The sequence below is a fragment of the Silvibacterium bohemicum genome (assembly GCF_001006305.1).
Taxonomy (GTDB): Bacteria; Acidobacteriota; Terriglobia; order Terriglobales; family Acidobacteriaceae; genus Silvibacterium; species Silvibacterium bohemicum.
Genome location: NZ_LBHJ01000019.1, coordinates 352,755 through 374,006, shown reverse-complemented (window position 1 = coordinate 374,006; position 21,252 = coordinate 352,755). Strand labels below are relative to the sequence as shown.

Here is a 21,252-nt window from a genome sequence, read left to right as displayed (position 1 = left end):
CAGATCTGGCCTATGTGATGTACACCTCGGGATCGACGGGAACGCCGAAGGGAATCGGGATCACGCAGGAAGCGATCGTGCGCCTGGTGCGTGACAGCGATTACGTTAATCTGCAGCCGGGCGATCGGATCGCGCAGGCGGCCAACGCCTCGTTCGATGCAGCGACCTTCGAGATCTGGGGCGCGCTGCTGAACGGTGGCTGCGTGGTGGTGCTGCCGCGCGAGGTGATCCTATCGCCGGAGGCGATGGGCCATGCGCTGCGGGATCAGAAGATCGACACGTTGTTCCTGACCACGGCCTTGTTTAATCAGATCGCGCGGGAAGCGCCGCAATCCTTCTCCAACTTGCGCGACCTGCTGTTCGGAGGCGAAGCGGTAGACCCGTCCTGCGTGCGTGCGGTGCTGGCGCACGGTGCGCCTCGTCGTTTCCTTCACGTCTATGGCCCCACGGAAAATACGACATTCAGCACGTGGCACCTGGTGGAAAGAGTGGCAGAGGGAACGGTTCCTATCGGACGACCGGTCGGAAATACCCGAGTCTATGTTCTCGACGCGTGGCTGGAGCCAGTACCGGTGGGAGTCGCGGGCGAGCTATATGTAGCGGGAACGGGCCTGGCGCGCGGCTATCAGCAACAGCCATGGGCAACGGCGGAACGCTTCGTGGCCGATCCCTATAGTGCAGAACCGGGTGCACGCATGTACCGGACCGGCGACCTCGTTCGTTGGACTACAGACAGTTGGACTACTGATCGCTGGACAGCCGAAGGTGCGATCGAGTTCCTCGGCCGCGTGGATCATCAGGTCAAGATCCGTGGCTTCCGCATCGAGCCGGGTGAGATCGAGGCGTGGCTGCGCGTTCAGACGGAAGTGGAGCAGGCAGCGGTAGTTGTTCGCGAGGACGGGCCCGGCGGCCGGCAGTTGGTGGCGTATGTGAAGGCGGCAGCGGGCGCGGCGCTGGGCGGCGCAGAGCTTCGTCGAGCGCTGAGCGAACGGCTGCCGGACTACATGGTTCCCGAGCACTACGTGATGCTGGACGAGATGCCGCTGACGGCCAACGGCAAGCTCGACCGCAAGGCGCTGCCCACACCGCGACAGCGCAGCGGAGGCTATCGCGCTCCCCGCACTCCGCAGGAACAGATCCTCTGCGAACTCTTCGCCAGCACACTGAATCTCCAGCAAGTCGGACTCGACGATAACTTCTTCCGCCTCGGCGGACACTCGCTTCTTGCCACTCGATTGTTAAGCCGGGTGCGATCGACACTGGGAATTGAGCTACCCATTCGCGCGTTATTTGAAGCAGCAACGGTCGCGGACTTTGCCGCTCGAATCGGCGCCGGAACGCCGGCTCACGCAGGCCTCGCAAGACAGGCTCGTCCGAAAAAGCTTCCGCTCTCCTATGCGCAACAGCGACTCTGGTTCATCGATCAACTTGAGGGCGGAAGTTGCGAATACAACATGCCGGAGGCCTTCAGGCTCAAAGGGGAGCTGAATCGCAGCGCGCTCGAACGCACGATTCAAACCATCGTGGACCGCCACGAAAGCCTGCGTACACACTTTGTCGAAGAAGACGGCCAGCCCATGCAGGTGATCGCGGATGATCTCCGCATCGATGTGGCCTTCGAGGACCTGAGCGATTTGGAACAGTCGGCGCGCGAGCAAGCCATAAGAACCGCGCTACTCAACGAATGGCAGGAACCGTTCTCTCTGAGCCGCGGTCCGGTGCTGCGCGCGAAACTCCTCAAGCTCACTGCGGGCGAGCACATTCTTCTTCGCACTTGCCATCATGTGGTTTCCGATGGCTGGTCCGTGGGAGTGTTCAATCGGGAATTCGAACAGCTCTATGAGGCCTACAGCGAAGGCCGTGAGAACCCACTGAAGCCTCTCGCGATCCAGTATGCCGACTTTGCCCTGTGGCAGCGCGAGCGTCTTCAGGGCGAGCCGCTGCGCGAGGACCTCGCATACTGGAAGCGCCAGCTCGCGGATATCCCTCCCCGCCTCGAACTGCCGCTCGATCATCCCCGGCCCGCGCAGGCCAGCTACTCCGCCGATGCCTGCGCGGTGAGCCTGTCTGCGGACCAGCTTGCTGTACTGAAAACTCTCGGTCAGCAGAGCGGTGCAACGCTCTACATGACGCTGCTCGCGGGTTTCGCCGTGTTGCTGGCGCGCTACAGCGGACAGCAGGACATCGTCGTCGGCTCGCCCATTGCAAACCGGCAGGACGATCAACTCGAAGAACTCATCGGATTTTTCGTCAACACTCTGGTCATGCGCGTAAAACTGGCTCCAAACGCCAGTTTTCGCGAGCTTATCGAGGCAGTGCGACGCACCACGCTCGATGCGTACCAACATCAGGACATGCCTTTCGAGCGGTTGGTCGAAGAACTCTCACCGCAGCGTTCCATGGCATCGACGCCGCTCTTCCAGGTCATCTTCGCGTTGCAAAATGCCCCCATGGGCGCCAGCCGGCTGCGAGGGCTGGAGATCTCGCCGGTTGGAGGAGAAGAATTGCGGGTTCGCTTCGATCTGGAAGTTCACGGCTTCGAGCGTCCGGATGGGCTTGACATGATCTGGGTCTATAACCGTGGGCTCTTCGATCGCTGGCGTGTCCAGCAGATGGCTGCCCACTATCAGCAGATCCTGGACTCCGTCGTGGCCACTCCTGACGTGGAAGTGCAGCGGCTATCCATGTTGCACTCATCCGAACTGCAACACCTGATTGGCGACTTTGGCGGCACTGTGTCGGATCTGGCGGAGCAGTCTGTCAAAGAAGTATTTGAACAGCAGGCTGCTCGAACTCCGAACGCCATCGCGGCAGTCTTCGGATCGGAGCGGCTCACTTACGGCGAATTGAATACTCGAGCCAATCGAGTCGCGCACTACCTGATGGACGCTGGTGTTCGTCCTGAAACCTTGGTAGGCCTGTGCTTCGACCGCTCGCTCGAGATGCTTGTCGCGCTTCTCGGAGTCGTGAAGGCCGGTGGCGCTTATGTTCCTCTCGATCCTGACTTGCCATCGCGCAGGCTTGCCCAGCTGATCTCCGATGCCAACCTGAGCCATGTCATAGCTTCCAGCCGCCATGGCAAATTGTTCGACGGCGTTGAGCACGTCATTTTCCTGAGCGCCGTCGAGCAGCAGCCAGACCATAATCCGGATGTAGCGATCGCAGCGGAGCGGCCCATCTACGTCAACTACACTTCCGGATCCACAGGAGAGCCGAAAGGCGTCCTGGTGCCAGGACGCGCCGTCCTGCGCCTGGTATGCGGTGCAGACTACGTTGAGCTTGACGCGCAGACTACGATGCTGCAGTTCGCGCCGTTGACCTTTGACGCCGCGACCTTCGAAATATGGGGCGCTCTTCTCAACGGAGGCACCCTGGTTGTGATGTCTCCTGGACTCGCAACCGTGGACGAGATCGGCGAGGCCATTGTCAGCCACGGCGTAAATACTCTCTGGCTCACATCCGGGCTCTTCAATCAGGTAGTGGATGACGCATTGCCATCACTGGCCGGAGTGCGCCAGCTCCTCGCAGGTGGAGATGTGCTTTCGGTGGAGCGTGTACGCCGCGTCCAGCAGGCCCATCCCCATTGTCAGCTGATCAACGGATATGGACCCACCGAGAACACGACTTTCAGCTGCTGCTACCACATACCCGCCGACGCAGATTTCACCGCTTCCGTGCCGATCGGTCGAGCAATAGGGAACACACAGTTGTATGTGCTCGACCACCTTCTGAACCTGGTTCCGGTGGGAGTGATTGGGGAGCTGTATGTAAGTGGAGCAGGTCTGGCGCGCGGATATCTGAACCGTGGTGGATTGACGGCATCTTCATTTGTGGCCAACCCGTATGCCGATGAGTCAGGTTCACGGATGTATCGCACCGGCGATCGCGTGCGTTGGCGTCCCGAAGGAACGCTCGAATTTGTAGGCCGCGTCGATGATCAGGTAAAGCTGCGCGGTTTTCGCGTGGAGCCGGCCGAAGTGGAGGCTGTGCTCAAGGACCATGCCCAGGTACACGACGCGCTGGTGAGAGTGCATCAGGAGGGTGAGCGCAAACAGCTCGTGGGCTATTACATCCCGCGCGAAGCGGCGTCCGGACGTGAACAGACGCAGCTTCGTCAGATCGAACACTGGCGCGAGCTTTACGAAACGACGTATAGCGGCGATGGTCATCCGAGGGAGGCCGGCTTCGATATTACCGGCTGGAACAGCAGCTACACCGGTCAGGCGATTCCGGCGGAAGAGATGCGCATCTGGCAGGAAGAGACATTGGCTCGGCTGCAGCTACTGGGAGCCAGACGAGTACTCGAAATCGGATGTGGAACCGGTCTGCTGCTCACCCGTCTCGCACCGAATTGCGAGCGCTACATCGGCCTGGATTTTTCCGAAGAAGTATTGAAGCATTTAGGCGATTGTGTCGCGAACGATGCGACGCTTGGCCACGTGGAACTGCGCCAGGGCCTGGCTCACGAGTTGAGTTTTCTGGCAGACGACAGCGTGGATCTGGTGATCCTGAATTCGACGGTGCAGTATTTTCCAGATGTCGAGTACCTGTTGCAGGTTATGGCCGAGGCGTTGCGGGTGACGATGCGGAGCGGGCACATCTTTGTTGGCGACGTGCGCAATCTGCATTTACTGAATGCGTATGACGTATCGGTTCAGATGCATCGCAGCGGTGCCAGCGAGTCACTGGAAGATCTGCGCCAGCGGGTGACTGTTGCGCGCCAGCGGGAAGAAGAGCTGTTGCTCGATCCGGCGCTATTCGAGGAGTTGGGGCGTCGCTCGGATAAGGTGCGAAGGGTAGAGCCTTCGCTGAAGGCGGGCGCTTACGACAACGAGTTGAGCCGGTTTCGCTACGACGTGGTGATGAGCCTGGGTGAATGGGAAGAGCTGGAGCAGCCGAAGCACTGGATCGATTGGGATGCGCAGGGCCAATGGCAGAAGCGGGTTCTCAAACTGCTGTTGGAAGACACGCAGTCGGCGATAGGCGTTCGCGGCATCCGGGACGCGCGGACTGCGGCGTCCATTGCGGCGTCACGGCTATTCGAAGAGGGTAAAAGCGGCATAGCGACGATAGAGCAGTTACGTGCAGCGAGTGCTGGGACCGAGGGAGCGGATCCCGATGCGGTGATGCGGCTGGCAGCGGATGCAGGTGTTCCCATGTGCTGGCGCGGATTCAGCGCCGATGGCGTCTATGACGCGGTATTCCGGCCGCGCTGGCGGCCCGCGAAACGGGCTGCCACAATCCCAGCTAGTCATTATCACCGCTACGCCAACACTCCCTCCCGCGTAGCGCCGGAAGATGATCCAGGAGCGCCGCTGCTGGACTATCTGCGGCAGAGACTTCCCGAGTACATGGTGCCGTCGGCGCTCATCTCGCTGGCCGCTTGGCCGCTCACTCCCAACGGAAAAATCGACCGGAACGCGCTGCCCGCTCCGGGACGCGCCGCAACCCGGCAAGGCGCATATCGTGCCCCACGAACTCCGCACGAAGAAGTTTTATGCGCACTCTTCGCCGAGGTTCTCTCTCTGGAACAAATCGGCATCGATGATAATTTCTTCGATCTCGGAGGTCACTCGCTGTTAGCCATGCGACTGGTCAGTCGCATACGAACCACGCTTGCGATCCCCGCTGCGATTCAGATGCTCTTCGAAGCGCCTACCGTCAGCGTTCTTGCGGAACGCCTGGGCGTGGAGACCTCCCCCGAAACAGCGTTTGCCAGGGTCCTTCGTTTGAGAACGAGCGGCGATCTCCCCCCGCTCATTTGTATCCATCCCGGCGGAGGGCTGAGCTGGTGCTACGCCGGGCTGATGCGGGAGATGAATCGCAGGCCGATCTATGGGCTGCAGGCTTCCGGAATTGCGAATGACGATCCTTTTCCCGAAACCATCGACAAGATGGCGGACGATTATCTGACCGCGATTCGCGACTTCCAGCCGACCGGTCCCTATTACCTGCTGGGAGGATCTTTCGGCGGTCTGGTGGCTCATGCGATTGCCTGCAGACTTCAGCAGCAAGGTGAAGAGGTCGCGTTGCTCGCGGCGCTCGATAGTTATCCACCTGTGGGGGCGAGTGAATTGCCCATGCCGAGCGACGAGCAGCTGTTTGGTTACATCGCGAAGCATATCGGTATCAACCAGGACGCCTCGGCCGAAGGCCCATTCGAATTGGCGACCCTGATTGAGATGGCGGGGCGTGGGGCGGGCGCGCTTGCCGCCGTGGATGTGGAACACACTCGCCGCGTCGTGGAAGTCTGGAAGCATCACTACCGGCTGTGCTGGACTTTCCGTCGGGAGATCTTCCGGGGCGATCTGCTGTTGTTTGTGGCGGCTCGCGAGAAGCATGTGCTTTCACCGCAATGCTGGCAGGATTACGTCACCGGCGAGATTCGGACTCGCATGATCGACTGTGATCACAACGACATTGTCCATTCGCTGCAGATGCCGGTGATTGGACGACTACTCGAAGCGTATCTACAAGGAGAAAACCTATGACCAATCCATTTGAAGACGAAAACGCGGAATATCTCGTTTTGGTAAATCATGAAAACCAATACTCATTGTGGCCCGGCTTCCGGGAGGTGCCGGCCGGCTGGACGCCAGTGGGGCCGAAAGGAAAACGTCAGGAATGTCTGAACTGGATCGAGGCAACATGGACCGACATGCGCCCGGCAAGCCTGATCCGCGACATGGAAAAGAATAAGCCCCAGACGGCTTGAGGAAGAGTGGCGGCAGCTTATGCTGCCGCCATCAGCTCCGGTGCCTATCGACGCGCCTGAACCCGAGACAAGTCCGAGTCAGTCCGATTTATTTGAGCCACGATTCCAGATTCCAAAACTGCTCTCGCGCATCCAATTTTTGTGAACCAATCGACGAGCCATCTCTTCTCTCCGCTTCAGTTACGCAGCCTCACACTTCCGCATCGCATCGCCGTCTCGCCCATGTGCGAGTACTCCTCGACGGACGGCTTTGCCAATGACTGGCATTTTGTTCATCTCGGCAGCCGCGCGATCGGCGGAGCGGCGCTGGTCATTACCGAGGCAAATGCGGTCAGCCCGGAGGGACGCATCACCCCTCAGGACCTCGGCATCTATAACGATGACCATATCGCTGGCCTTAAACGTGTCACCGATTTTCTCCACCAGCACGGCTCCTATGCCGGCACGCAGCTCGCGCACGCCGGCCGGAAGGCGAGCATGGCCATTCCGTGGGAGACGGCGCGCATTCTTCCTGCAGCGGAGGGCGGCTGGCAGCCTGTGGCTCCTTCCGCGATACGCTTCGACGAGGCTTATGGCGTTCCGACCGCACTCGATCGTGCTGGCATGGATAAGGTTGTCGCTGACTTCGTTGCCGCCACCCGTCGTGCGCGCGAGGCAGGGTTCGATTTAGTCGAGGTCCACGCTGCCCACGGTTATCTTCTGCATCAATTTCTGTCGCCGCTCTCGAATCAACGCACGGATGAGTACGGCGGCAGCTTCGAAAACCGCGCCCGTTTCCCACTCGAAGTCATCCGGGCGGTGCGTGCCGCGTGGCCGCAGCATCTTCCGGTCTTTGTGCGCATCTCCGCGACAGACTGGGCTCCGGAATCACTCGGTTCTTCGTGGGATCTTCCGCAGTCGGTGGAATTTGCCAAGCTCCTGAAAAACGAGGGAGTCGATCTTGTGGATGTATCGACCGGCGGCAATCATCCTGCCCAGCAAATTCCTGTTGGAGCGGGCTATCAGGTCCATCATGCGGAAACTATCCGCAGAGAGACTGGCATTCCGACCGCAGCTGTCGGCATGATTACTGAACCGTCGCAGGCTGACCAGATTGTCCGCTCGGGCCAAGCCGATCTTGTCCTGTTGGCGCGTGAGCTGCTTCGCAATCCCTATTGGCCGCTGCACGCTGCCGAGGTACTGCATCAGCAAATCACGTGGCCGGTACAGTATGCTCGTGCCGCGAGCCGCAGGCCGGAGCCACGTCACGAAGTTTCGACTCCATCGGAATAATGTCTATCTTGACGTCGGCATCCGATAGCGATTCGCGTCGTTATCCAATTTCAAGAGGCAGCAGGAAATCCGGCTGTCTGATCAGGATCGGTTGAGACCCGAAAAAAGGCATCAAGGCGTCGCTTGCGCCCTGATGCCTTTTCTTAATCGACATTCCTTGAAGTTTCGCGTGAGCAAGGATACTTAAGCGATCGAAGTGCGTCCGAGTCGCAGGTTCCAGATCGCAGTAACGAGCGCCTCGATATCTTCGCCCGTGTTGTAGAGCGCGAGCGACGCACGGACCGTGCTCTCCAGGCCGAAGCGCCGAAGGATCGGCTGCGCGCAGTGATGTCCGGAGCGAACTGCAATGCCGTTGCGATTGAGATAGTCGCCGATCTCTTCGTTGCGAAAGCCGTCCAGTATGAAGGACACAACGCCGGCCTTCTCTTTGGCTGTCCCGATGATTTTTAGCCCGGGTATCTGTTGCAGCTGCTCGGTCGCGTACACCAAAAGCCCGTGCTCATGGCGCGAGATATTGGCCATGCCTGCGCGATCGAGATAGTCGATGGCCGCACCCAGTCCCACCGCGTCGGCGATGTTTCCTGTGCCGGCTTCAAAGCGCTGCGGCGGAGCCTGGTAGACAGTCTTCTCGAAGGTGACGTCCTGAATCATGTTTCCGCCGCCCTGCCATGGCGGCATGTGTTCGAGGACCTCCGGCTTGCCATACACAACGCCGATGCCGGTCGGAGCGAAGACCTTATGCCCCGAGAAGACAAAGAAATCGCAGTCGAGCGATTGAACATCGACACGCATGTGAGACACCGACTGGGCGCCGTCGAGCAGAACCTTCGCCCCATGACGATGAGCAGCCTCGATCATTTCAACAGCCGGCGGAACAACACCCAACGCGTTCGAGACCTGCGGCAGCGCGACCAGGCGCGTCTTCGGTCCGAGCAGCTTTTCGTATTCGTCGAGGAGTATCTGGCCCGTTGAGTCCACCGGAGCAACGCGGAGCTTCGCGCCCTTTTCCGCGCAGAGCATCTGCCATGGAACGATGTTGGCGTGATGCTCTAGCCAGGTGATGACGATCTCATCATCCTTCTGAATGTTGCGCCGTCCCCAGCTCTGCGCTACGAGGTTGATGCCTTCGGTAGCACCGCGGACGAAGATGATTTCGCGTGCGGAAGACGCATTGAGAAAGCGCCGCACCTTTTCGCGCGCTGATTCGTACGCGTCCGTGGCTCGCGCGGCAAGCTCGTGCGCAGCGCGATGCACGTTGGAGTTTTCGTGCTCATAGAAGTACTTGAGCCGGTCGATCACGCTCTGCGGCTTCTGCGTCGTAGCCGCGTTGTCTAACCAAACGAGAGGACGGCCATTCACCCGCTCGCGCAAGATCGGAAAATCGCGCTTGAGAGCCTTCGCGTCGAACGAGTAGGACGAAAGATTCAACTCATGCGGCACATTCGGCTCGATACCCGCAGGCTCTGGTTGAGTCTGCCCGGCTGATGGCGAAATCGTGCGCGTCTCCTGAAGAAAGCCGAACGAAGGCGCACCTGCCGGATACATCGATCCGGGGATCTCCATGCGTGCCTGGGGACTACCCGCTGCAGGCTTAGCCGCGACTGGCGTCAAATCCGCGCCTGGCGCCGCAGGAACAGGTCCTGGTATTGCAGGGAGAGGTTTTGGTATTGCAGGAGCGGGTCCTGGGATGGAAGAAGAAGAAGAAAACGGAGAAGAAGAAAACGGAGAGGAAGAAAACAAGGGCCGCGCTTCTTCCATGAAAGAAAATGCAGGCATCGCGGACGAGTCGACGAAGCCGAAGGTTGCCGGCGGTGCAGGGTGTGGCGGCTGCGGCAATCCTTCGATTTGCGGCAAAGCCTCGTTCTCAAGAGTGAGCGGATAACCACCCGCTGTTTTTTTCTCAGGGACAAATTCCCCGATCGGTCTTGCGGCCGGGTACGCATTCTGACTGGGCGCGCCGCGTTCGGGGAAGATGGGGCGAGCGTCCTGCAGAAACGAGAATGCAGGAAACTCACCGACAGCCTGCGACGGAACAGCGTCGGCGAATAGGCCTGGAAACGCAGGCGCCGTTACGGGCGCTGGCGCTGAGACCGGAGATGCAGTTGCCGGGCCCGCACTTGCCGGGGCTCCAGGCAAATGCGGGTTAGATGGCAATGAAACTTCAGGGGGAGCAGCCGGAGCAGTCGCCGGCACAGACGCCGATGCATTGGCGTCCTGTGGCGAATCGACCGGGAGCGAGCGAAGAGGCAGATTGCCCTCTTCCGGCGCTCCCTTGAAGAACTCGTTAGCCATCCTTGCGATCACAGATGCATCGGGCAGACCGGATGGCGCCCACTCCGTTACGTTGAAAATCCCGGTTGGCTCAGCACCCGGCGTAAGCTCCAGCCCGAGATGGTCGACCTTACTTGGCGTACTCATGGTATTGTCCGACCTCGACATCTTCGAGTGAGGCGATTGCATCCTCAGTCAGCACCGATGCGGAGCAATAGAGGGAAATGAGATAGGACGCGAGTCCCCGTTCGTTGATCCCGGTGAAACGCACGGAAAGCCCGGGGCTCTGTTCCCCAGCCAGGCCAGGCTGAAACAGGCCGATGACTCCCTGCTTTCTCTCGCCTACACGGATCAGCAGAATCTTCGATTTCGGAACCTTGCCTGAAACGCGAACCTTGTCGGTGGGAATGAGCGGAACTCCGCGCCAGGTGAGGAACGGGTTTCCAAAAAGCGTGACTGTCGGAGGCGGCACGCCGCGACGGGTGCATTCCCGCCCGAAAGCTGCGATGGCACGCGGATGCGCCACAAAAAACGATGGCTCTTTCCAAACCTTGGTCAGCAGCTCGTCCAGATCATCCGGAGTTGGAGCGCCTTTGCGAGTCGAAATCTTCTGCGAATCGGGCACGTTGTTGAGCAGCCCGTAATCGGGATTATTCAGCAGCTCGTTTTCCTGCCGCTCCTTCACGCTCTCGATCACGACGCGCAATTGCTCGCGAACCTGATCGTAAGGATTGCTAAACAGATCGCTGACGCGGGTATCGACATTGAGAAGAGCGTTGATGCCACCCAGCCGGTACTCCCGAGGCGTCTCTTCATACTCCGCATAGGTGCTGGGAATTACGGACTCATCGGTGTGGCCGCACAGGACTTCAATGACTTTTTCTTCCACCACACGATTGCGGCGGAAGATGCCGGACTCTAATGGCTTCCAGTCCAGAAGGCGGACCAGCCATCGCGGCGTGATTGCGCCATAAATGGGGGCGGTTTTGGTTACATTTGCTAGCTGATATGCACCTTGTTCACCCAGAGATGCGCGTGTCGTGTCTGCCACAGGAAAAACTCCTTTTTTGCGTGACGTAATGCGTTAGCCACAGAAATTGTATAGGACACCAAAAGAGGAGTATATCGGGCCTGCCGAGTACCCGAGGCTTGGATCTACCGGGTCAATTCCGTTCCTGTGTTACACCAAGCTTCAATACTTGCGAACCTTGCGATCGACGCGGTCTGACCATGCATGGATGCCGCCTCGCAGGTTGCTCACCTTCCGAAATCCCTTCTGCTGCAGCAACTCGACTGCCTTCACACCGCGTGGGCCCATCTTGCACACAGCGACGATCTCCTGCCGGGTATTTAATTCGTCCAGCCGCTTGGGGAGTTCTGCCAGGGGAATCAGATGTCCACCAATGTTGGAGATCTCGAACTCATATTCATCGCGCACATCGAGCAGGAAAAGTTTGTCGCCTCTGTCGAGGCGGCTCTTCAGGTCTTCGGCTTGAATTTCGGGAACGCTCACCAGGTTTACCTCTCTTTGGTCCATAAAACACAAAACCCACCTGCCAGTTCATCTTCTGGCGGTGGGTCGTTAGGGTCTTCTTAAATTTCAGCTAGCTAGCGATGCAATCGCCTCAAGCCAGAAGACACGTACCCTCCGCACATACATGCGCGACAACAAAGGGCCGTCTTCTGCGAGACAAAATTCATTCCCTAAAGTGTAGCACGGCCGGATCGCCGATTGACGGGCTGTCCGGCCGCGGTTTCGGATCGAAGCGGCAGGGCTATGAAGCTCCAATGGCCGCCACGATGAAAAGAAAATGTGCCTGCCGCAGCTCTTCAATGAGCTTTCGATGAGAGGGTACTGGCGCCAACTGCGTTTGCCTCTATCCATGGGCCGGCTTTGATCTCGTATCGAGTCCCATCCTCCTTTTTTATCAATGACTTTGCCAAGGTGGAGACGCCTCGAAGGTCGAATTCCATCTCTCGCAAGAGATGGCAGCTCAGTTGCTTATTCGCTTATTGGAAATCGCCCGTGCAACTTGAGACGGAGCCCTACGCAGGACGGGAATGCAGAAAACAAGCGACCGCAACACAGCCGAAGAACATGTTCTCGCGGAAGCACCAACCACGATCACCTCTCTCGATCCGCTCGATTGGGGTAAGTTCCGGGAGCAGGCTCATCGCATGCTCGATGACATGCTCGGCTACACCGAGAACATCCGTGAACAACCCGTCTGGCAAGTAATCCCGGACGATGTGCGTGCTCGTTTTCGTCACGACCTTCCGGCAAAGCCCACGGCACTGGCCGATGTCCATCAAGAGTTCATGCACTCCATCCTGCCATTCACGGCCCGGAATGCCCATCCTGGTTTTATGGGATGGGTGCAGGGCGGCGGCAACCCCGTAGGCATGCTGGCCGAGATGCTCGCCGCCGGTCTCAATGCCAATGTGGGCGGCCGCGATCAGATTCCTCTCGAGGTCGAGCGCCAGGTCACACATTGGATGCGCACCCTCTTCGGCTTTCCCGCAGAGGCAACCGGCCTGTTTGTCACCGGTACCTCGATGGCAAACTTCATCGCAGTGGTGGTAGCCCGGGATACTGCGATCGGCTCGGAAGTGCGTCGTTACGGCATGACGCAACAGGCGCAGAGGCTGACTGCTTATGCTTCGACCGCGACGCACGGAAGCATCGCACGAGCGCTGGATTGCGCCGGGCTGGGCAGCGATTCGCTGCGGCTCGTTCCTGTGGACAGCCGGGAACGGGTCGACCTCGCAGCTCTGGCCCAGGCCGTCGCGGCAGATCGAGCCGCGGGCTTTACTCCATTTCTCGTGGTCGGTAATGCCGGAACCGTGGACACCGGCGCTATCGATGATCTCGCCGGCCTCACCCAGCTCTGCACTCAACAGCAGCTTTGGTTTCACGTCGACGGCGCCTACGGTGCGCTGGCTATGCTGGCTCCGGAGCTGGCGTCCCGGCTCCAAGGGATCGAAAAGGCCGACTCGCTGGCCTTCGATTTTCACAAGTGGGCACAGGTGCCCTACGATGCTGGATTCATCCTGATGCGCGACGGTGCGCGCCACCAGGCGGCCTTTGCAACGTCCTGCGCATATCTCTCACGAGAGGAGCAGGGGATGTCCGCAGGCTCACCGTGGCCCTGCGACTTCGGTCCCGACCTGTCGCGGAGTTTTCGCGCGCTGAAGACCTGGGCCACCTTCAAGGTCTATGGCGCAGACGCGATCGGAGAGGTCATCAGCCGCACCTGCGGGCTTGCCAGTTATCTGGAGAGCCGTATCCTCGCATCGCCTGAGCTGGAGCTGATGGCATCTGTCGAGCTGAACATTGTCTGCTTCCGCTACCGCTTCGGAGCTTCGGTCAATCCGGCAACAGAGGAGCTCGCGAACCAGCTCAATCGCCAGATCGTTGTTGAGCTGCAAGAGGCGGGTGCGGTTGCGCCTTCGACGACTCTGATCGGAAGTCGCGTCGCGATCCGCGCCGCCATTGTCAACCATCGGACCAGCCGCACCGAGATGGACACGCTCATCGAAGCGGTGCTGGCCGCAGGCCGCGCACGGAGGAACAATACGCCCATCATGCAACACACGCAAAACAATCCACAGCCGCGGCTCGACCGCCACGCCAGAGTGCAGCAGCTCGATGCGCAACTCAACGCTCCAGGAGAGATGGCTAAAGATGTTGAAGTCGCGTTACGCTTCGAGCGGGCAATCCTGCTGGCCCAATTAGGCAGGAGCCTCGAAGCTCGAAGCGATCATCTGAAGGTTTTGGAACTTGATCCTGCGCATCAGCGAAACCTTACCGCTCTCGGACGGCTGTTCGTTGCAACCAACCGGCTGAAAGCTGCGCAAATGGTTTATGCCGAGGCGGTGAGGCAATATCCAAACGATATCGGTTGTCGCGTGAATCTCGGGAGCGTGCTGTTTGAAGTAGAAGACTATGCCGCCGCCCGTATACAGTATGAAGCCGCGCTGCAGATCGATCCGGAATATTCGCGCGCACATGGCGGAATGTATTACGTGCTGACCCGTCTGGGCGAGTTGCAAGCCGCCAAGGAGCATCAGCAAAAATCCTTCAGGCAGCAGAACATCTTCTTGAATCCCTACCGCGGCGAATCGCAGCCCATTCCCGTACTGCTGCTCGTCTCGTCGACCGGGGGCAACACGCCTCTCGAGAAGCTCCTGGATAATCGCGTCTTCGAGACCTATGTCGTCGTCACGGATTTCTACGACACCAGGACTCCGCTGCCTGCGCATCAGCTCGTCGTCAACGGTATTGGTGAAGTTGACGTGGCCGATGAAGCGTTGATTGCTGCTGAGTCTTTACTCGCGTTTACGTCGGCTCCCGTTCTGAATATGCCGACGACCGTGCGAATGACCGGGCGTTGCGAGAATGCCCGTCGCCTGGGAAGCCTGCCGGGAGTGATTACTCCGGCGACCGCGACGTTCGCAAACGAACGGCTAGGCGGACCGGATGGACCAGCCGCTCTCGCGGAGCAAGGCTTCGCATTCCCGCTGCTTCTGCGGAAGCCAGGCTTCCACATGGGCCAACATTTCGTCCGCGTGGAATCCTCACAGGATCTTGCCGCAGCGGTAGCTGAGCTGCCGGGTGCGGGATTACCCGGAGCGGAGATTTTGGCCATCGAGTATCTCGATGCTCGAGGAGCCGATGGCTGCTCGCGCAAGTATCGCGTCATGATGGTCGATGGTCAGCTCTATCCCTTACACCTGGCCATCTCCCACAATTGGAAGATTCACTACTTCAGCGCAGAGATGGGGGACCGGCCCGAGCTGCGCCTCGAAGAGGAAAAGTTCCTAACCGACATGCAGAGCGTCCTCGGCGACAAGGCCATGACCGCACTCAAGCAAGTGCAGGAAGTGGTTGGCCTGGACTACGCGGGGATTGACTTCGGGCTAAGTCCGCAGGGCGAGATTCTTCTCTTTGAAGCTAACGCCACGATGATCGTCCAGCAGCCGGAGGAAGGCGAGCACTGGGATTATCGGCGTCCGTTTGTTGACCGCATCCATGCTGCCGTGCGCCAGATGCTGATGCGAAACGCCGGTGCAGCATGACAGAGTGCTGAAAGAGCAAAAGGTGCAGGCACTTTGCGATCGTAAGCAATCTTCGCCGCGAAGTTTGAGCACGTCTGAGAGTCTCTTGTTGTGGCAGCGAGCGCGAGAGAAATTGCAGATCCCTCCACTTAGCTTCGCTATCGTCGGGACGACAAAATTTATGCAAGAGATCAATGACTCAGGAGACTAGCCCGTGTGACGCGTCTCTGTCATGCGGGCTAGTCTGTATGGAGATCATCTCGGAGATGCCGGTGCAGCTAGCCCCTCCGATAGCCCATAGCCTTGAATCTGAAGTGCGCTTATCCACACGGTTTCGAGTGCGTGAATGTAATCCACCTGAAGCTGAAAGAGCGTCCGTTGCGCGATCAGCACCTGCGGATAGGCCGCAGCCATATTCTGATAGCTGGCTTTGTAAAGCTCATAGGCCTTTTGCGCCCGCGGCAGCATGCTGTCGTGATAGCGGTCGGCTGTCATGCGAGCCGTGGCATAGTCGCGGAACAGTGCGCTCGCCTGACGCCGTAGATCGAGTTGAATACGCTGAACCTCCGCCTGGCTTCGCTCAAGGTCAGCCTTGGCTTTCTCGACGTTTCCCTGGTTGCGGTTGAAGATCGGCAGCTGGACCCCGACCTGAGCACCGCCTACGATTCCGGTTCGCGTGTTCAGTGGCTCCAACGGTTCGTTATCCTGCGAGAGATTTGCGCTGATCTGAATGTCAGGGACCGGTGCTTTCTTTGCCTCTCCGAGCTCCGCTTTCGAGCGATCGACATCCTGCTGCGCGTACTTGATTTGAGGGCTTTCGTTCAGCGTCTTCGCCAGCCATTCCTGCTGATCGAGTTGAGGAACAACCTCAAGGTCTCCCTCCACACGTCCGAGCGGCAGATCCGGATTGCCCACTGTCGCCGCCAACATCTGCCAGAGAGACAGGTGATCCTGTTTTGCAGAAGCTAAGGCTAATCCTGCCTGCTCCGCCTCCACTTCCGACTGCAGGATGTCAGGCTGATCGGCCTCGCCCACGTTGCCGAGCTGATGCGAGGTGTCGACGGCATCGTTTGCCAGTGAAAGAAGTTGCCGACGGATCTGCACCAGCCTCTGCGCAGCCAGCACCTCGTAGTAGAGGCTTCGAACGCCGCTCAGAACCCGGTAGCGTTGCGCTTCGACGTTGATCACAGCCTGCAGCCTTTGCTGCTCCGCTGTTTGGCGCGCGGCTCCCAGTTTGCCTCCCAGAACAATTGTCTGGCTGAGGAACGCTCCCTCTTTGCCGGAACGAAAAGAGCCGCCGCGAATTTCATCGCCGTAATAGCCAACCGTGGGATTCGGATACAGGCCAGATTGCTGCTTCGTTCCTTCAGCGGCCCGTACCTCTGCGTTGGCCTGAGAGAGCGTCGGATTGCGGGTGAGGGCCATCTGCTCCAGCTCTTCCAGCTTCAACGCTGGACCGGTGGGCAGATCTTGCATATCGTCCTTCATGCCTCTATCGTCGCCCGACATTTGCATCCCCGACATGCTCTCCATGCCGTGCTCATGCTGGTTGTGATTCATCGGCATTTGCATTCCCGGCATCTTCATCATCTGCGGTCCAGGTGCGGATGGGGGCGCGCTCTGGTTTGTCTGCATGGCCATCCCCGTCATGCTTTGCATGTTTTGTTGTTGCGCATTTGCCGACAGAACCAAGGCTGCGGGAAGAAGCATGATGCCGGCCAGCTGCATGCGCAGATCTCTCCTATGCGCCATGGTTGCCTCCCATCCCGCTCATGTTGTCCATGTTGTTTGGCGACTGTCTCTTCTTCAATTCGAGATATTTGTCGTACTGGTCGGGCGGCAGCACGCGTACCAGCGTCATCATGCCCCCCACATATCCGCTCCATCCCTCAGGCAAGCCAAAGGTCTCCGGCTTCTCAACCATCTTGTCCATCGCCATCATGGGACTTTCCATATAGGCATCCTGCGGAAAGCCGGGAATCTTGTTGGCATCCCTTGCGATATCCAACATATCGGTCATTTGACCGCTGCTCATGTTCATATCCATGCCCGCCATGCCGCGCATTGCATTTGCAGGAGAGAGCGGCCCGTTTGGAGTTTCATTTTCTGCTGTCGAGCCGACACCCAATCCACGCCCCATGCTCGGACCGCGGTCTTCAGAGGTCGCGTTGCCCGAGTTGGTGAGCATGCCCATGCCTGATTCCATGTCTTCTCCAGCATTCATGCCGCTTCCGAGACGAGTCATCTTGCCCACGTTCGAGGACATCTGGTTCATCATGTGGTGAGGGAGATGACAGTGCAGCATCCATGACCCCGGATAGATTGCGTCGAATTCGATGTCCTGCGCTTGCGCAACGCCGACCAGCACCGTGTTGCGACGCATCCACTGTGCCTCCGGCAGCCGCGCTCCTTCATTGCCGGTGATCCAGAATGTGAATCCATGCAGATGGATCGGGTGATGATCCATCCCGAGATTGATAAGACGAATGCGGACCCGGTCGCCCTGGCGAACCATGATGGGCGTGGTTGCCGGACTGGCCTTGCCATTGAAGGTCAGCCAGTTGTACTCCATGTTCATGGTGTTCGGGACCGTGTTGTTGGGGAGCACGGCGTACTCCTGCAGCAGAATGACGTGATCGCTTGCCACAGCCGGTGTATAGGCTTGCTTGGGATGCATGATGAACGCGCCCAGCATCCCGAGCATCTCCTGCATGGCCATGTGGGAGTGATAGAAGTACGTGCCCTCCTGATGGAGGGTGAACTCGTAGACGAAGCGTCCACCAGGAGCGACGGGCTTTTGACCGATGCCGGGAACGCCGTCCATTGCCTCCGGAATCTCAAAGCCGTGCCAGTGAACAGAGCTCGGCTCGGGGAGATGATTGTCGAAGACAATCCGCACCCGGTCTCCCTGGTTGACCTGGATGGTCGGGCCGGGAGCGCTGCCGTTGTAGCCCCAAAGGTCGATGATCTTGCCCGGAAGAATCTCCTGCTTCACCGGTTCGGCGACAAGGTTGAAGACCTTCACTCCGCCATCCATCTTGAACGGCAGGTTGCGCACATCCGGAGTGTTGACGGAGATCGAAGCGCCCGGCTTCATCCCCGCCATAGGAGACGTTTTGTTACTATATTCGGCTCCAAACAGCTTGGGAACAGCTGCGAGCCCTGCACCAAAGGCAAGGGTGCTCTGAAGAAAACTACGCCTGTTACTCATGAAGACCTCGTGAAATCAAGAGACGCCGGAATGCACGATAAGAAGACACGTCTCGGAGCCGCGTAGACATGCAGACCAAGACCCGCAACCGATCAGATCAGCTTTGGATAGAAGGAGGTTCGAGAATCAGATGCGCAGTGCGGTGAGAAGACGATCGATGAGAGGCGGCAGTGATCGTTGAGAAGACGGGTAGGGAGTCGTCGTAGCGTCCGACGTAGACATGCCCATTTCGAGCGGTGAGATGGAGAAAATCACTAATTGCTTACTCAGCGATTTCTGTCCGGGAAGCCAACTGGCATCGGATACACAGCGCTCTTGATTGCACGCCTGACTTGGCAGCTCATAAGCAGCGACTGTCCGCGGCGAATCGGCATGTCGCGGATGCCGCATAGAGTGGCAGTGCATCGAAGGCATATCCATTGACGCCAATGAATGGGAGTCTCCGGAATGGGCAGGGGACATAGAACAGTGATCGACCGTCATCGTTTCAAGCGCGCACTGGACGTCACACGCCAAGCCAAACCCGCTCGCAGGAATGAGCAGCAGCATCAAGACGCACGAGATGAATAGCTTCCAGTTCATGCCCGCCTTCAATTCTAACGCGGAGGTCGCCATGTGCGGCAAATAGCCTCATCATCAGAACTTTGCCGAGGTCAAATCGGCCGGCGCAGCGCGTGACGAGTCGTCTCAGGAGAAGGCAAATCAATTTCTTTGCGACGGCTCCTACTAGTAGGTAGTCTAACCATCATGATCAGCAATACAGCAGATAGAATTCGCGAGGCGGCGCACGACCTGATTGCAGCGAGAGGTTATTTCGGTTTCAGCTATGCCGATATCGCCGAGGTGGTTGGAATACGCAAGGCAAGCATCCATCACCACTTCCCATCTAAGGTCGATCTGGTCGTAGCGGCCCTGACGCATTATCGAGCGAATCTGGTGGATGCCGCCAAGGATCTGGACCGCAAGGTCGCTGATCCCTTTCAACGACTGAAACTCTATGTGCAGCATTGGGAGGCATGTATTCAGAACAGCAATCGCCCGATCTGTATCGCTGCTTTGCTCAGTGGTGAACTCCCGGCGCTTCCCGAGCGAATCGCGGCGGAGGTGCAATTGCACTTCAGATACCTCACGGGATGGGTCAAGTCCACTCTTAGAGAAGGTGTAAAGCACGGAAGCATCCATCTGGAGCATAGCCTTGAAGTAGAAGCACAAACCTTCGTTGCGCTTGTGCATGGTGCGATGTTTTCAGCGCGAGCGTTGGGATCCCCTGACCTCTTCACTTCGATTGCGAAAGGCGCTCTCGACCGTCTGCATTCCTCAAATTAGAGATGTTTATTTCTGTTAGGATCGCTAAATAAGGCATATTGGTCTATTTACATGTAGAAAACACGAATGTTTTGGATTCTAATTCTACCTACTAGTAGGTAGAATTAAATATATAGAGATCTTTAGGCACATAGAGCGAGTCTTCTCTCAGAGGAAAACACCGCATGTCAATCTGTCTCGGTCTCCGTCATAGGTGTCGCGAGTAGCCAGCTTACACTTGCTGCGAGCTTGACGAATCCCGACAGACAAATGCTCTTTCAGGGAATCGGGCTCGCCCATGAATCCACCCTCAGCGAACCGTCGACAGTATTAACCCACATTCTCTGAGAAAAGGTCAGGCCACGCATACATGGCTACATCCATTGAAGTCCCTGCTGTCTGGAATCAAATTGCCGAAAATATGTATCTCAATAATTCTCCGACGGCAGAGATACAGTTATCCGAGGTTTCAGCGTTTTCGTTTGGAAGGCTGCGGGTCACCAAAGGCCTCCCGGATATCACACGCCCCGTCGTTGGTGAGAGCGGCTACATCATTGCTCTGCAACTCAAAGCTATACCTTTCGTGGAACTCTTCCTGGGCAAGAAAAAGGTGTCTAGCGGCTATTACCCCACCGGGGCCGTTGGCGCCATTAACTTAGAGGAGGAGCCGGCATGCTTCCTGCCAAATCCATTCGATGCATTGGCTTTGCATGTTACGCAAGCCGCTCTGGATGAAATCTCCTATGCCCATCAAATGCCATATGTGGATCGGCTGGTTTGGGAGTACGGGACAGTTGATCCAGTGGTTCATCATCTTGGCCAGACTCTGCTCTCTTCACTAGAGCATCCCGATCAGACATCGAAGATTTTTATAGACCATGTCTTACAAGCTCTGAATTGCCATTTTGTCTACTCCTATGGAGGTGTGACCATATCGCCTCGAAAATTCCGCGGGGGACTTTCGCCTTGGCAGATGCGAAGAGCAAAGGAGTTGCTGGAGGCTCATCTCGACGGGAACATTGCGCTGCAGCAGGTGGCAGAGGCATGCGAACTATCTGTAAGCCATTTCGCGCGAGCTTTCAAAGAAAGCTTCCACAAGCCGCCCTATCGTTGGCTGTTGGAACGCCGTGTGGATCAGGCAAGAGATTTTATGATGAATACCCGTTTGCCCCTTGCCGACATTGCCGCGCGGTGTGGGTTTACTGATGAATCGGCACTCAATCGATCTTTTAAACGAATTTACGGGATAACTCCAGGAGTGTGGCGACGGGAAAGCAATCGAAGTAGTGGCGGGCTCTCTAGCTCGTCTACAAAAGCTTTTTCCTCTAGTGTCCCACGCCAGAAATACGAACAAGTTGCCTCCTCAACTCTCTGAATCCCCATTGAACGCGCCCGGGAATAAATGAAAATTCCCCGTGTT

General features: G+C 58.1%; 12 protein-coding genes. 7 read left to right on the top strand and 5 right to left on the bottom strand.

The window, feature by feature from the left end:
• The 3 genes from XX99_RS27855 to XX99_RS22990 all read left to right on the top strand — a co-directional run.
• Positions 1 to 6,491, top strand: a 6,491-nt coding sequence (locus tag XX99_RS27855; protein ID WP_197081937.1) for a non-ribosomal peptide synthetase, incomplete at its 5' end; no start/stop codon positions are given.
• Positions 6,488 to 6,715 carry an MbtH family protein gene (locus XX99_RS22995; protein ID WP_050061740.1) on the top strand — a complete coding sequence of 76 codons (228 nt, stop codon included), beginning with the start codon at positions 6,488 to 6,490 and terminating at the stop codon, positions 6,713 to 6,715. The genes XX99_RS27855 and XX99_RS22995, both read left to right, overlap by 4 nt.
• Before the next feature lie 141 nt (positions 6,716 to 6,856).
• Positions 6,857 to 7,987, top strand: coding sequence for an NADH:flavin oxidoreductase/NADH oxidase (locus XX99_RS22990; protein ID WP_050061739.1), 1,131 nt, complete (start codon positions 6,857 to 6,859; stop codon positions 7,985 to 7,987).
• Between the two features lie 183 nt (positions 7,988 to 8,170).
• Here XX99_RS22990 and XX99_RS28225 read toward each other — a convergent pair whose 3' ends face one another.
• Positions 8,171 to 9,598 (bottom strand): family 2A encapsulin nanocompartment cargo protein cysteine desulfurase, encoded by a 1,428-nt coding sequence (locus XX99_RS28225; RefSeq protein WP_231581572.1) that lies wholly within the window; start codon positions 9,596 to 9,598, stop codon positions 8,171 to 8,173.
• A gap of 76 nt (positions 9,599 to 9,674) precedes the next feature.
• Between XX99_RS28225 and XX99_RS28220 the strand changes: the two genes are divergently transcribed.
• Positions 9,675 to 9,869, top strand: a complete 195-nt coding sequence (locus XX99_RS28220; RefSeq protein ID WP_231581571.1) for a hypothetical protein — start codon at positions 9,675 to 9,677, stop codon at positions 9,867 to 9,869.
• Positions 9,870 to 10,388: 519 nt separating this feature from the next.
• On the opposite strand, the gene XX99_RS22980 is transcribed toward XX99_RS28220, so the two are convergent.
• Positions 10,389 to 11,309, bottom strand: coding sequence for a family 2A encapsulin nanocompartment shell protein (locus XX99_RS22980; RefSeq protein ID WP_050061738.1), 921 nt, complete (start codon positions 11,307 to 11,309; stop codon positions 10,389 to 10,391).
• 141 nt (positions 11,310 to 11,450) lie between these two features.
• Complete coding sequence (locus XX99_RS22975) at positions 11,451 to 11,771, bottom strand: rhodanese-like domain-containing protein (protein ID WP_184084954.1); 321 nt, start codon at positions 11,769 to 11,771, stop codon at positions 11,451 to 11,453.
• Between the two features lie 548 nt (positions 11,772 to 12,319).
• Here XX99_RS22975 and XX99_RS26935 point away from each other — a divergent pair.
• On the top strand, positions 12,320 to 15,337 hold the full coding sequence (locus XX99_RS26935; RefSeq protein WP_082125870.1) for a pyridoxal-dependent decarboxylase: 3,018 nt from the start codon (positions 12,320 to 12,322) through the stop codon (positions 15,335 to 15,337).
• A 234-nt stretch (positions 15,338 to 15,571) separates the two neighbouring features.
• Here the strand turns inward: XX99_RS26935 and XX99_RS22965 are convergent, their stop codons facing one another.
• Together XX99_RS22965 and XX99_RS22960 are read right to left on the bottom strand one after the other, a co-directional pair.
• Positions 15,572 to 17,068 carry a TolC family protein gene (locus XX99_RS22965; RefSeq protein WP_082125869.1) on the bottom strand — a complete coding sequence of 499 codons (1,497 nt, stop codon included), beginning with the start codon at positions 17,066 to 17,068 and terminating at the stop codon, positions 15,572 to 15,574.
• Positions 17,058 to 18,527, bottom strand: a complete 1,470-nt coding sequence (locus tag XX99_RS22960; RefSeq protein WP_050061735.1) for a multicopper oxidase family protein — start codon at positions 18,525 to 18,527, stop codon at positions 17,058 to 17,060. The genes XX99_RS22965 and XX99_RS22960 overlap by 11 nt, the downstream gene beginning before the upstream one ends.
• 747 nt (positions 18,528 to 19,274) lie before the next feature.
• Here XX99_RS22960 and XX99_RS22955 point away from each other — a divergent pair.
• Together XX99_RS22955 and XX99_RS22950 are read left to right on the top strand one after the other, a co-directional pair.
• Positions 19,275 to 19,853: a TetR/AcrR family transcriptional regulator gene (locus tag XX99_RS22955; RefSeq protein WP_050061734.1), complete on the top strand. Its 579-nt coding sequence runs from the start codon at positions 19,275 to 19,277 to the stop codon at positions 19,851 to 19,853.
• 349 nt (positions 19,854 to 20,202) lie between these two features.
• Positions 20,203 to 21,207, top strand: coding sequence for a helix-turn-helix domain-containing protein (locus tag XX99_RS22950; protein WP_050061733.1), 1,005 nt, complete (start codon positions 20,203 to 20,205; stop codon positions 21,205 to 21,207).
• The last annotated feature ends 45 nt before the right edge of the window (positions 21,208 to 21,252 follow it).

Excerpts from the sequence above, each read along its gene's own strand:
- XX99_RS22995 (WP_050061740.1), top strand. The coding sequence starts at position 6,488 with ATGACCAATCCATTTGAAGACGAAAACGCGGAATATCTCGTTTTGGTA.
- XX99_RS28220 (WP_231581571.1), top strand. The coding sequence starts at position 9,675 with ATGGAAGAAGAAGAAGAAAACGGAGAAGAAGAAAACGGAGAGGAAGAA.
- XX99_RS26935 (WP_082125870.1), top strand. The coding sequence starts at position 12,320 with ATGCAGAAAACAAGCGACCGCAACACAGCCGAAGAACATGTTCTCGCG.
- XX99_RS22965 (WP_082125869.1), bottom strand. The coding sequence starts at position 17,068 with ATGGCGCATAGGAGAGATCTGCGCATGCAGCTGGCCGGCATCATGCTT.
- XX99_RS22960 (WP_050061735.1), bottom strand. The coding sequence starts at position 18,527 with ATGAGTAACAGGCGTAGTTTTCTTCAGAGCACCCTTGCCTTTGGTGCA.
- XX99_RS22955 (WP_050061734.1), top strand. The coding sequence starts at position 19,275 with ATGATCAGCAATACAGCAGATAGAATTCGCGAGGCGGCGCACGACCTG.
- XX99_RS22950 (WP_050061733.1), top strand. The coding sequence starts at position 20,203 with ATGGCTACATCCATTGAAGTCCCTGCTGTCTGGAATCAAATTGCCGAA.